This window comes from Bacteroidota bacterium, from assembly GCA_018692315.1.
GTDB lineage: Bacteria > Bacteroidota > Bacteroidia > Bacteroidales > JABHKC01 > JABHKC01.
Genome location: JABHKC010000052.1, coordinates 1 through 12272, shown reverse-complemented (window position 1 = coordinate 12272; position 12272 = coordinate 1). Strand labels below are relative to the sequence as shown.

The 12272-nt window shown below is 33.0% G+C and carries 13 protein-coding genes; 7 read left to right on the top strand and 6 right to left on the bottom strand.

All coding sequences use genetic code 11. The features are described 5' to 3' along the window. Positions 1–361 precede the first annotated feature (361 nt). The 6 genes from HN894_04710 to HN894_04685 all read left to right on the top strand — a co-directional run bounded on the left by HN894_04710 (position 362) and on the right by HN894_04685 (position 4552). On the top strand, positions 362–811 hold the full coding sequence (locus tag HN894_04710) for a GatB/YqeY domain-containing protein (protein ID MBT7142618.1): 450 nt from the start codon (positions 362–364) through the stop codon (positions 809–811). Positions 812–1006: 195 nt separating this feature from the next. After that, positions 1007–2008: a 2-hydroxyacyl-CoA dehydratase gene (locus HN894_04705; protein MBT7142617.1), complete on the top strand. Its 1002-nt coding sequence runs from the start codon at positions 1007–1009 to the stop codon at positions 2006–2008. Continuing rightward, positions 2005–2787, top strand: coding sequence for a 2-hydroxyglutaryl-CoA dehydratase (locus HN894_04700; protein ID MBT7142616.1), 783 nt, complete (start codon positions 2005–2007; stop codon positions 2785–2787). The genes HN894_04705 and HN894_04700 overlap by 4 nt, the downstream gene beginning before the upstream one ends. Before the next feature lie 116 nt (positions 2788–2903). Continuing rightward, positions 2904–3575: a 7-cyano-7-deazaguanine synthase QueC gene (queC, locus tag HN894_04695; GenBank protein MBT7142615.1), complete on the top strand. Its 672-nt coding sequence runs from the start codon at positions 2904–2906 to the stop codon at positions 3573–3575. 11 nt (positions 3576–3586) lie between these two features. After that, on the top strand, positions 3587–3916 hold the full coding sequence (gene queD / locus HN894_04690; protein ID MBT7142614.1) for a 6-carboxytetrahydropterin synthase QueD: 330 nt from the start codon (positions 3587–3589) through the stop codon (positions 3914–3916). Positions 3917–3964: 48 nt separating this feature from the next. Then, positions 3965–4552 (top strand): 7-carboxy-7-deazaguanine synthase QueE, encoded by a 588-nt coding sequence (locus tag HN894_04685; GenBank protein ID MBT7142613.1) that lies wholly within the window; start codon positions 3965–3967, stop codon positions 4550–4552. 90 nt (positions 4553–4642) lie between these two features. On the opposite strand, the gene HN894_04680 is transcribed toward HN894_04685, so the two are convergent. Further along, a complete protein-coding gene (locus HN894_04680; GenBank protein ID MBT7142612.1) occupies positions 4643–5251 on the bottom strand; it encodes a hypothetical protein in 609 nt (202 codons plus the stop codon). Between the two features lie 239 nt (positions 5252–5490). Between HN894_04680 and secA the strand changes: the two genes are divergently transcribed. Next, a complete protein-coding gene (gene secA / locus HN894_04675) occupies positions 5491–8766 on the top strand; it encodes a preprotein translocase subunit SecA (protein MBT7142611.1) in 3276 nt (1091 codons plus the stop codon). An 80-nt stretch (positions 8767–8846) separates the two neighbouring features. Here the strand turns inward: secA and HN894_04670 are convergent, their stop codons facing one another. The 5 genes from HN894_04670 to HN894_04650 all read right to left on the bottom strand — a co-directional run bounded on the left by HN894_04670 (position 8847) and on the right by HN894_04650 (position 12223). Continuing rightward, on the bottom strand, positions 8847–9761 hold the full coding sequence (locus HN894_04670; GenBank protein MBT7142610.1) for a hypothetical protein: 915 nt from the start codon (positions 9759–9761) through the stop codon (positions 8847–8849). Between the two features lie 71 nt (positions 9762–9832). Further along, on the bottom strand, positions 9833–10168 hold the full coding sequence (locus HN894_04665) for a hypothetical protein (protein MBT7142609.1): 336 nt from the start codon (positions 10166–10168) through the stop codon (positions 9833–9835). Between the two features lie 267 nt (positions 10169–10435). Further along, positions 10436–10789, bottom strand: a complete 354-nt coding sequence (locus HN894_04660; protein ID MBT7142608.1) for a T9SS type A sorting domain-containing protein — start codon at positions 10787–10789, stop codon at positions 10436–10438. A gap of 96 nt (positions 10790–10885) precedes the next feature. Then, complete coding sequence (locus HN894_04655; GenBank protein MBT7142607.1) at positions 10886–11170, bottom strand: C-type lectin domain-containing protein; 285 nt, start codon at positions 11168–11170, stop codon at positions 10886–10888. A 126-nt stretch (positions 11171–11296) separates the two neighbouring features. Beyond that, positions 11297–12223 (bottom strand): IS1595 family transposase, encoded by a 927-nt coding sequence (locus HN894_04650; GenBank protein ID MBT7142606.1) that lies wholly within the window; start codon positions 12221–12223, stop codon positions 11297–11299. Positions 12224–12272: the final 49 nt, after the last annotated feature.

The window sequence follows — 12272 nt, the reverse complement described above, 5'->3', positions numbered from 1 at the left end:
TTACTTATATAACTGTATATCTGTACATTATGGTATTTAGAACGATTCTATATAACGTCATATGCCTAAATATCAGATAGATAAAATTTTCATTATTTTATTAATTTTGGAAAAATGCTCAAGTTGGGTTAAGATAATAGGTATTAGAAATAAAATTACTATTTCTAATACTCTTGTATAAATCTTATATAATCCCTTTTTCATTTTTTTTATTATATCAATTCAAGAAGATTTCCATACAAAATTATTAATTATGACTCACTGCACAAATTTAAATATTAGACGAAAAATAAATTTAAAACTGTAGGCTAAATTATTATTAAACACTAATTTTGCAAAAGTTTAAATCAAATTATTGAAAATGAGCTTAGTTGAAAAAATTAGTGCAGATATTAAAACTGCAATGAAAGCAAAGGAGAAAGAAAAACTTACTGCCATAAGAGCTGTTAAATCGGCACTTTTGCTTGCAAATACCGAAAAAGGTGCAGATGGTGAAATGTCGGAAGATGCTGAAATTAAATTGCTGCAAAAATTAGTGAAACAACGCAAAGAATCGGCAGAATTATATAAATCGCAAAACAGAGAAGATCTTTACGAACAAGAAATTTTTGAAGCATCGGTCATTGAAAAATATTTGCCTGAGCAAATGAGCGAAGAGGAAATTGAAGAAATCATTAAGCAAATAATTGCCGAGTTGGGTGCAAGTTCGATGAAAGATATGGGAAAGGTTATGGGAGCTACCAACAAAAAACTTGCTGGCAAAGCAGAAGGGCGAATTATTGCTGCAAAAGTTAAGGAACTATTGAAATAGTTATGACTTATAAATTCTAACTCATAACTCATAATTTATAATTACTATCTTTGTGCCGGAATTGAAAAAAAGACAGTTCGAAATCCATCCTGTCTATAAACAAAACTAGGATAAAACTTAGGTTTTATAGTATTTGTTGTTATAGGGTGGAAGCCCTATTTTTTTTGAGGAAAAGTAGGGTAGAAGGAAGTTGATATGAAAAAAATTGGAATAACAACAACAGTACCTATTGAGGTTCTTTATGCGGCAGGCTTCACTCCTGTTGATATGAACAATTTGTTTATTGAATCGAAAAACTATTCCAAATTTATTGATATTGCCGAGCGTGATGGCTTCCCGAAAAGCATGTGTGCCTGGATTAAGGGAATGTACGGAGCCTGCATTGAAAACAATATCTCAGTAATAGTTGGTGTCATTGAAGGAGATTGTTCGAACACCAAAATCCTAAGCGAAATTTTGCAAAGACGAGGAATAAAAGTTTATCCGTTTTCATTTCCTTTTGGAAGAGGTATTGAGGAGATAGAAGCCAGCATAAGGAAACTTATTTCAGACCTAAATGCAGAATATTCCGAAGTTGAAAAACTAAGGAATAGATTCAATAAAATTCGAAATTTGGGAATAAAATTAGATGAATTGACCTATCTCGAAAACAAAGCAAATGGCTGGGATAATCATTTTTATCTTGTAAACTTTAGCGATTTTTGCGGAAATCCAGATAATTTCGAAACAGAATTGACAGAAAGACTTGCAGAAATAGAACATAGCAAAGCAAATCACTACTTAGTAAAGCTTGGATATATAGGTGTTCCGCCAATGACTAGCGATATTTATAAGTTTGCAAATAAATACGATGCAACTTTTGTATATAACGAAGTTCAGAGAGAATTTGCCTTTCCGCGTTACAAATCAGATCGCAATATTTTTGAGCAATATCAAAATTATACCTATCCATACAATAATGAATTTAGAATTTCAGAAATAAAAAAGCAAATAAAACTCAGAAAAATTGATGCAATAATCCACTATACACAAGCATTTTGCCATAGAGCAATCGAAAATATTATTCTAAAAGAAGAAATTGAAATACCAATTATAAACATAGAAGGAGACAAACTCAATGTGCTCGATGCCAGAACGAAACTTCGATTAGAGGCATTTTTAGATATGGTAGCCGACATCAAAAAAACTGAACTATGAGAATTCTAGGGATAGATCTTGGAAGTAGGCAAGTGAAAATTGTAATTATGGAGGATAGTAAAATTATTTTCACCAGAGTAGAAAATACTATGAATTTCTATAGGAATTATTGCACATATAATGGAAAAATAAATGTCGATTTAGAGAAACTTTCAATCGAAAATATTGATGTTTATATTTCTACCGGTTACGGAAAAAACAATACAGACCTCAGCAATTTTACACCGATCAATGAAATTAAAGCACACGTATATGGAGCAATTTTTCAAACCGGCATGAAAGATTTTATTCTATTCGATATTGGAGGGCAAGACGTAAAAGTAGTAAAAGTTGAAAAAGGAATAATTACCGATCTCGATTTGAACGAAAAATGTGCAGCTTCTTGTGGCAGATACCTCGAAAATATGGCAAATATTCTTGAAGTAAGTACTGAAAATTTGTCGAAATATTCAGAAAATCCTGTCGAATTAAATTCTACTTGTGCAGTGTTTTCAGAATCGGAGCTTATTGGAAAAATTGCCGAAGGGGCTCAATTAGAAGAACTTTGCGCCGGTGTAAACTTTTCGCTCTATAGCCGACTGAAACCCTTCATCAATAAATTTCGAGACAACCAATTGATTTTGAGTGGTGGAGTTGCAAAAAACAAAGCAATTCAAAATTATTTTTCTAATGATTATTCGTCTGTCCATCAGCTCGAAAGCCCCGAATTTAATGGAGCAATTGGTTGTTGTTCGTTTGGTAAAAAAATGAAATTAGAAATTGGGATCAGCAGACACTAATTGAAAATCAAAAAAAATAACTAAAAGATGACAATGAAATTTATTATAATCCACTCAAAAAAGTCTCGAATATATCAACCTAATATCCAGTTTCGAATTTCTAAGTTTTATATAGCATGAAAAAAGCAGTAGTACTACATTCCGGAGGTTTAGACTCTACAACACTTTTGTATAAAGCTACGGCAGAAAACTACGAAGTTTATTCACTATCGTTCAACTACGGTCAGAAACATAGCAAAGAAATAAATCTCGCAAAATTATCTGCAAAAAAAGCTGGCGTAGCAGATCACAAAATTGTAAACCTAAACCTCGATTTATTGGGTGGCTCGGCTCTCACCGACAGTTTTATAAATATCCCCGATTTCGATGAAAAAAGCAAGGATATTCCGATTACCTATGTTCCGGCAAGAAATATGATTTTCCTGTCGATTGCAGCCTCCTATGCCGAAACTCTTGGCGCTCAGGACATTTTTATTGGTGTGAGTCAGGTCGATTATTCCGGATATGTCGATTGCAGACAAGAATTTATAGAATCAATGGAACAAACCATTAATAAAGGAACAGTTTGTGCAGTAGAAAAAAATATGCCTATAAAAATTCATGCACCATTTATGTTTTTATCAAAAGAACAAGAAATTAAGCTTGGGAAAAAACTCAATGTCGATTATAGCCTTACATGGTCGTGCTATAAAGGAAAAGAAAAACCTTGTTGCGTTTGTGATAGTTGCATATTGCGTCAGGAAGCTTTCAAAAATGCCGGTATGACTGATCCATTAATTAATTACTAATTCAAAAGAAAATGTTTTATATCAAAAAAAGAATGGAAATCTCTTCAAGTCATAAACTTGATTTAGATTACGAAAGCAAATGTACTCAACTTCATGGCCATAACTGGATTATTGATGTGTATTGCAAAAGCGAAAAATTAAATAAGAGTGGCATGGTAATAGATTTTTCTGAGATAAAAAATCGAATTTTTAAGAAACTTGACCACAAATATTTAAACGAAATCTTAGAATTTAATACCACTGCCGAAAATTTGGCATTTTGGATATACCAACAAATTGATAGCTGCTATAAAGTTGATGTTCGGGAAACAAATGGAAATACGGCAACCTACGAAGAATAAGATTATACATGGAAAAAGTATTTATCATGCAAATTTTAAAATCTTAAAATGAAATATAAAGTAAATGAAATATTCTTAAGTCTTCAGGGCGAAGGATTTAATCAGGGCAAAAAGGTAATTTTTATTAGGCTTGCCGGTTGCAATCTTAATTGTAAATGGTGCGACACTTGCTACGAAAATTTTACGAATTATTCCGATTCGGAAATTATTGATGAAATTTCGAAATTTAATTGCAAATCGGTAATCATTACCGGAGGCGAGCCTACAATTCATAATTTGGAAATTCTGTTAGAAAAATTGAAACAAAAAAACTATTGGATAGGAATTGAAACAAATGGGACAATCGAAATTGAACATTTAAAAGCTCAACTCGACTATATTACAATTTCGCCAAAAGGAGTAGCTGCCCAAAAAAATGCAAATGAAGTCAGAATTGTAAATGACAAAGTTTCAGTTGGATATTTGCAAACTATCGAAAATAGCTTAAATGCTGATAATTATTATATTAGCCCGCTCGACGAAAACAATGATATGAATATTGTCTCCACGCTTAAGCTTCTTAAAGATATTAATTCGCAAAGCAAAAAACAATGGAGGCTAAGTTTGCAATTGCACAAAATATTTGGGATAAAATAAAGATTTTTTTACTTTGTGAAACAGCAATTACACAGATTTTCGCAGAGAAAATTCAAAGTTATACAGAGGAAAGAGTTAATCGAAAATATCCTATTTTTTGCTTAATATTTCTACATCTTCAAACAACTTATCATTTTCAGAATAATCTATAATAAATTTCTGTAATTCAGCAGTAGAAGCTGTGATAAGGACCGAACCATCAATATTCTCATGAGAAAGAATTTCAGGGCTTTTTGCAACTAATTCCTGAAACCATTCTCCATTAAACATCTGATAATTAAACTTGTTATTCTCAATTTTCACTTTCATGAAAGTATGACAAGGAACAATATGAAGCATCAAAAGAGTATTTTCATTTTTCAAAAAATCTTCAGGATATAAGTCGAGATAATAGTTTTCGCCAAGTTTAACGAGATGTGCTTCAAATTTGGCGGAAGTGCCGGCAGAACCAGTGAATAGACTGCCTATTCCATTATTTCCATCCGATGACTTTTCACTATTGTCGGTATATACAAGTTTATAATATTTGTCGTCAACACTATTAAAATCCCAAATTTGTCCCTCAGTTTCCCATGTTCCAACTAATTCTTTATCGAAAACAAGGTCTTTTTCCGTGTATAAAGGATGCAATGAAGGAACGCATGCCGCTAATAAAACTGTAAAAATCAAGGCTATAAATACAAATTTTAAGTTCTTCATAACAAATGTTTTATTTAATAAAATTCTAAAACGAAAGATAGGTGTTTATATTTTAGAATCGAAGAGATAGGTTTTGATAATGAATCTTTAACAAATTTCTAATCCTTATCTCCAAACATCATATTTTTAAAACTATGACAAAATTACATATCAACAACAAGGTTTAATTTTTGTAAGAAAAATATACTAATTTTGTATCAATCTGCAAAAGTGCAGATTATCAGTAAAATAGATATAATATGAGCTTATTTAATAATGTTTTAAAGAACTTTTTTGGCAATAAATCTGACAGAGACATCAAAGAAATTATGCCATTTGTTGAAGATGCTAAAGAAGAATTTTCGAAACTTCAATCAATTTCAAATGATGAACTCAGAGCTAAAACCAATGAACTAAAACAAAATATAACTGACTATATTTCAGAAGATAATGATGCCATTCGTTCATTGAAAGATAAAATTGAAAACGAAAAAATTCATATCACCGAAAGGGAAAAAATCTACGATGAGATAGATAAAATTGAAAAAAATATTGAAGATAAAATTGAAGATATTTTAGATGAAATTTTACCTGCTGCTTTTGCTATAGTAAAAGAAACTGCAAAGAGATTTTTCGAAAATGAAACTTTGGAGGTTACTGCAAGCGATTTCGACAGAGAATTGGCAACTATTCGCGAAGATATTAATATCAATGGCGACAAAGCAATTTTTCAAAATTCCTGGATAGCGGGTGGTAACAAAATAACATGGGACATGGTTCACTACGATGTTCAATTAATAGGAGGAGTTGTATTGCACAAAGGCGATATTGCTGAAATGGCAACCGGAGAAGGAAAAACACTTGTTGCCACATTGCCTATTTTCTTAAATGCCCTTACCGGAAGAGGCGTTCACGTAGTAACTGTGAATGACTATTTGGCAAAAAGGGACTCCGAATGGATGGGAACATTATATGAATTTCACGGATTAAGAGTTGATTGTATAGACAAACATCAGCCAAACTCCGACGAAAGAAGAAATGCTTATAATGCAGATGTAACTTATGGTACTAACAACGAATTTGGCTTCGATTATCTTCGCGACAATATGGCAATTAGCCCCGAAGATCTTGTTCAGAGAAAGCATCAATATGTAATTGTTGATGAGGTAGATTCTGTCTTGATTGACGATGCAAGGACACCCTTGATTATTTCAGGACCAGTTCCGAAAGGAGACGACCAACTTTTTGGCGAACTAAAACCAAAAGTTGAAAAATTGGTGAAAGCACAAAAAAATCTCGTGAACCAAACTTTCGTTGAAGCAAAAGAATTAATTGCAAGCGGAGATACTGAGAAAGGAGGATTGTTGCTTGTGAGAACATTTAAAGGTTTGCCTAAAACAAAAGCTTTGATAAAATATTTAAGCGAAACAGGAAATAAAGGTTTGCTCTTGAAAACAGAAAACTTCTACATGCAAGAAAATTCAAAAAACATGTATAAAGTTACCGATGACCTGTATTTTGTAATTGATGAAAAAAATAACTCCATAGAACTCACCGATAAAGGAATCGATCTAATAACTTCTGCTTCAGACGATTCTAAGTTTTTTATACTACCAGACATAGGCTCAGAAGTTGTCGAAATGGAGAAACAAAATCTTCCTGAAAAAGAATTCGCAGAACGAAAACAAAAGCTTATTAGCGATTATGCGATAAAATCTGAACGAGTTCATACAATAAATCAACTTCTGAAAGCATATACACTTTTTGAAAAAGATGACGAATATGTTCTTGTTGACAATAAAGTGAAAATTGTTGACGAACAAACCGGTAGAATCATGGAAGGTCGCCGATATTCAGACGGTTTGCATCAAGCTATTGAAGCAAAAGAAAATGTGAAAGTCGAGGCTGCTACTCAAACATTTGCGACTATCACATTACAGAATTATTTTAGAATGTACCATAAACTTGCAGGAATGACAGGTACTGCAGAAACCGAAGCCGGCGAGTTCGACAATATTTACAAATTAGATGTTGTTGTAATTCCGACTAACAAACCTATTGTTCGAGACGATGTTGAAGATTTGGTTTACAAAACAAAAAGGGAAAAATTTAAAGCTGTTATAGATGAAGTAGTAGGCCTTGTTGAAAGAAACAGACCTGTATTGGTGGGAACAACTTCTGTTGAAACTTCCGAGCTTTTAAGTAGGATGCTTAAACGAGGAGGAATAAAACATAATGTGTTGAATGCAAAACTTCATAAACGAGAAGCAGATGTAGTTGCCGAAGCCGGTTTAGAAGGAGCTGTTACTATTGCAACAAATATGGCTGGTAGAGGAACAGATATTAAGCTTACAGACCTTGTGAAAGATTCCGGTGGTTTGGCAATTGTAGGAACCGAAAGGCACGAATCGCGAAGAATTGACCGGCAGCTTAGAGGACGTTCAGGACGACAAGGTGATGTTGGTTCATCTCAATTTTTTGTCTCGCTCGAAGACGATTTGATGAGACTTTTTGGCTCCGACAGAATTTCAAAACTGATGGACAGAATGGGAATTGGTGATGGTGAGGTTATTCAACATTCAATGATTACTAAGTCTATTGAAAGAGCACAAAGAAAAGTTGAAGAAAATAATTTTGGAATAAGAAAAAGACTTTTGGAATACGATGATGTTATGAATTCTCAACGAGAAGTTATTTATTCTAAAAGAAGGCATGCTTTGTATGGCGAAAGGATTGGAGTAGATATTCTAAACATGATGTACGATGTTTGCGAAAGCCTGACCGAACAATACCATGGTGAAATTTTATTCTCCGATTTTCAGAACGAACTTTTTAGAGTATTATCTATTGAAGCTCCTTTTAGTGAAGCCGATTACAATAAATGGAACAAAATAGACATTATTGAAGCCCTGCAGCAAAAGTTGATAGAAACTCACGACAGTCGTTGCGATATAATTGCAAAACAAGCTTTTCCGGTAATAAAGCAAATTTATGAAACTCATTCTAAAGTTTACGAAAATGTTGTTGTGCCAATTTCCGATGGGACAAAAGTTTATCAAATTCTTACAAACTTGAAGAAAGCTTATGAAACGGAAGGGCAGGAATTAGTAAGGTCATACGAAAAATCAACCATCCTCGCAACGATAGATGAAAATTGGAAGGAACACTTAAGAGAACTTGATGATTTAAAACAGTCGGTTCAAAATGCTTCATACGAGCAAAAAGACCCGCTTTTGATTTATAAATTTGAATCGTTTGAATTGTTCAAAACAATGGTTGATAAAATTAACAAAGATGTTGTTGCAACTTTGATGAAAGGGCATATCCAAACACAAGATCCCGATCAGGTGAAAGAAGGTCATTCTCCACGCCGCTTAGATACAAGTAAACTTGAAACCTCACGAAATGATGGAAGCTCGGAAGGGAAAAAGAAGCAAAAAGTTCAGCCGGTAAGAAAAGAGAAAAAAGTTGGTAGAAACGAACCATGCCCTTGTGGTAGTGGCAAAAAATATAAAAGTTGCCACGGGAAAACTTGATTTAGCTGGGAATTTTATACTGTATTTCATAAAATTGCACAAAAAAAGGATTGTTATATTTTAACAATCCTTTTTTATTTTTATTTGATTCTATCTTGCATCAACTCAGCTTTTGTTTTGCTAATTTTTGTAGCACTTTTCTTGTATGGGCGATAAAAATAATGATGAGTTGGGTAGTTAGTACCCTCATGCCAAATATTATAATCACAAGTAAGAGTTTCAGAATCAGCATCATACGTGCCTGATCCGTCAACCATACCTACAACACCATCGCCAAATGTAAAAGATTGAGTTGGAATAATTATTGTCTGTGTAGAGTCTCCTGAAAAATCGTAATAAATAGTTGAACCAGATGCAGCCCAATCCCAAAAATTTTCATTATGAATACGATTTTCAACTATGGGATCAAGCGTGAAAGATACACCATATAAACCATAATCTGGTTCATCGCATATAAATTCACCAAGGAATTGTGACACATCAAAATGTACTTGATAAGGATTATAAAGAGTAAATTCACTCGATGATAAAATAGGAATTGTATCAAAATTACCAGAGAGTAAATTCATCTTTAAGAGTACATATTGTTCAAATGGAAGAGTTTCGTAGAGTAAAGTTATATTTATACTTCCTTCATTTGAATTTGCAGGAATAATGAAACTATCTGCTGACAATTCATAATGGACCCCCTCAATTGCATTAATTGTATCTTCTGTATCAGTAATTGTTTCTATTTCAAAATGTACCGATACATCATAAAGATGAATTGAACCTATTGTCATTATTGATATTTCATATTCATTATTATAAAATTCTCCATTATTATCAGGTTCAATTGTGAAGGTATTAAATGGATTGACAAAAGAAACGTAAGCCGGTGTTGTAATATTTATTGCATTATACATTAATTCCGGCTTTGGTGTTGGTTTTTCGCATGAATTGAAAACCACTATTGTAAAAAATAAAATACATAAAGAATATAATAAGTTTTTCATAATTTCAAGTTTTTATTATTCTATAATTAATTTCTGTTTCTCTGAAACTCTATAAGTTAGTTGCAAAAAACTTAATTTACGAAAATGTCAAAATTTCCATAAAAATCAATTCTTATTGTCCATTCATGAGTCCCATCTCCTTCAACTGAAATAGAGCCGAAAATTGATGCTCCTCCAACAATTGTTCCTGCTACTGAATGGGTTCCTTCAGTAATATTTTGAAAAGTTGTTGTTTCGCCTGTAATGATATAACCAAAACTATTGCCCCCTACATAAAAACTGGATAAATCATAAGGACAATTGTTTTCAATTCTGACACTATGATCCGGTGGATCTACTTCCTCTTTTGAGCAAGAAGTTGCAACTGAAACTAATAGAATAACTAAAAATACTAATGATTTTTTCATGATTAAGTTTTTTAATTTATTTTTCCAAATATAAATAAACTTTTATAATTAAAAAAGGACTGCTAAATAAAAAACAATCCCTTTTTTCTAAAATAGCTTTAAAGTTTTTGTTAAAGCATCAACTCGGCTATTATTACGGAAATTATTTTCCAACCTTTTCCTCTACGTTCTTGTAAAATTAAGTTCGGTAAGATAAATTATTCCACCATACTACATCAGTAAAAAGCTTCAAATTTACAGGTGTAAGGTTCAAATATACTTTTGTTGTTATTCTAGGATTATTTTGCGAGTAACTTTCGATTGGTTGTTAAACATTATATTTACGAAATATAGACCTTTTTCGAATCTGTTCAGGTTCAGAGTTTGTTTTTCGGAACTTAGAATCTTCCTATCTGTAATATCAAAAATTTCGATAGTTTGAATATTTTTTCCTTCAACAAATAAAATTCCAGTTGTAGGGTTTGGATAAATGAGAGTTTTATTTTCAATAACGGAATTTACAAAGGAGGATATACTATCATATTCAATTACATAGTAAACTTCGCTAATGTCAACAATATCGTTCCATTCGCCTGGAGCTCCAAGATTTGTTGTCCCTGATGGCCAGCCAGTAAGACCCATAGCTGCATGGTTTTGCCCAAAGCCCCAATTGTCGGGTTCCTGTTCTGTTCCAGCACTTGTTCCACCCCAATTGGTGTAGGCACTGTTGATAGTTGTTCATACGCCATTCAATCCGTTTGCACCTTCTCCAGTCCAGAAGTGATTTCCTACATTATTATAATCGCCATCCCAAAGCCATGTGCCCTCTGCAAAATTGTCGGTAGCTCCAATCCATACGTAGGCAATACCTCCTCCATTGCTGATGGTTATGTAGTTTGGTGAAACTACGGCGCCATTTATTATGGCATCGAAAACAGTATTTTGTTCCTCTAAGCTATTTATTTCAACAAGGTATCCTCCACGTTCAACTGCATATGCAGCAGCATCGCTAAAGGTTTTCAACTCTTTTATAAGCTCGTAGTTTTTGCCATTAAAGACAAATTCATAAATGTTTGCAGAATCTGATCAAGCTGTAGGATTTGCAATTATTTTAAAACAAAATGACTATCAGCTATTTCGCCCAAAAGACTATTCAAATTCAATATACGCTATCAACAACCTGTCAAATAGTTTGTCTCCAAAGTAGCGTCGATTATACTTATAACAGAATTCGTCTAAATAATTTTGAAGATAATCTTTACCTATGCTATGATGAAGTCCTTGAAGAACTTTTTTTGCATTTCCTATAGCACTATGTACCCAAGGCAACACCTTATGTGCCTCCTTTATTTCTGAAGTGTTTACTACTTTATGGGATTTTAATACTTCCTCAAGTTTATTATACCCTTTATAGGCATCAGAAATTGCTGAAGTATCCTTGCTTACCTGATCTTTCATTTTATCATTAATATTTTTGCCTTGAAGGTTTTCCATTACAATCATTTTTACGTGGCCTACTTTTCTGTCAGGCTTATGCTTGTATTTGCTTGCTTTTTGCTCCGGTAAAACTGGGATAGATTCAATTAACACCAATACCTTAGACTGCTTTTGACTTCCCCTGCCACGCTTGCGGACTTCCTCTTTGGTTTCTTTGTCAACTGTTTCAAAAAAGCCGTCATCAAGTTCGATATATTCGCTAAGGTTATATCGTGAATCCCGTCTACCCATTGCTTCTCTGATTTTATGAAGCATTTTCCATATTGCTTCATAAGAATTATGGTTTAGTTGTCTTTGCACTTCAAGTGCTGAAAATGTTTTCTTGGTCGTTGTCAACAAATGAATAGCCTTAAACCAAAGAATATATGGCAAGTTGCTATTTTCTAAAACAGTACTGCTCCGTAAAGTAATTCGTTTATCACAATCCTTACATTGATACGACATCCTGTCCTTTTTCCAATAATGTTCCGAATGTCCACATTTCGTACACACAACTTCCAATTTGTCGCGAGTTTCCTTGAAGTATGCAATGCAAGCAGATTCATCAGGAAATCTGTTAGTAAATTCAAATAGGTTCATTTTTTCACACAAAGATAATAATTTTGGGCGAAATTCCTGATAGTCATTT

Coding starts and splice junctions, on each gene's coding strand:
- HN894_04710 (MBT7142618.1), top strand. CDS start 362: ATGAGCTTAGTTGAAAAAATTAGTGCAGATATTAAAACTGCAATGAAA.
- HN894_04700 (MBT7142616.1), top strand. CDS start 2,005: ATGAGAATTCTAGGGATAGATCTTGGAAGTAGGCAAGTGAAAATTGTA.
- queD (MBT7142614.1), top strand. CDS start 3,587: ATGTTTTATATCAAAAAAAGAATGGAAATCTCTTCAAGTCATAAACTT.
- HN894_04670 (MBT7142610.1), bottom strand. CDS start 9,761: ATGAAAAACTTATTATATTCTTTATGTATTTTATTTTTTACAATAGTG.
- HN894_04650 (MBT7142606.1), bottom strand. CDS start 12,223: ATGAACCTATTTGAATTTACTAACAGATTTCCTGATGAATCTGCTTGC.
- HN894_04705 (MBT7142617.1), top strand. CDS start 1,007: ATGAAAAAAATTGGAATAACAACAACAGTACCTATTGAGGTTCTTTAT.
- queC (MBT7142615.1), top strand. CDS start 2,904: ATGAAAAAAGCAGTAGTACTACATTCCGGAGGTTTAGACTCTACAACA.
- HN894_04680 (MBT7142612.1), bottom strand. CDS start 5,251: ATGAAGAACTTAAAATTTGTATTTATAGCCTTGATTTTTACAGTTTTA.
- HN894_04660 (MBT7142608.1), bottom strand. CDS start 10,789: ATGGGTCTTACTGGCTGGCCATCAGGGACAACAAATCTTGGAGCTCCA.
- HN894_04685 (MBT7142613.1), top strand. CDS start 3,965: ATGAAATATAAAGTAAATGAAATATTCTTAAGTCTTCAGGGCGAAGGA.
- secA (MBT7142611.1), top strand. CDS start 5,491: ATGAGCTTATTTAATAATGTTTTAAAGAACTTTTTTGGCAATAAATCT.
- HN894_04665 (MBT7142609.1), bottom strand. CDS start 10,168: ATGAAAAAATCATTAGTATTTTTAGTTATTCTATTAGTTTCAGTTGCA.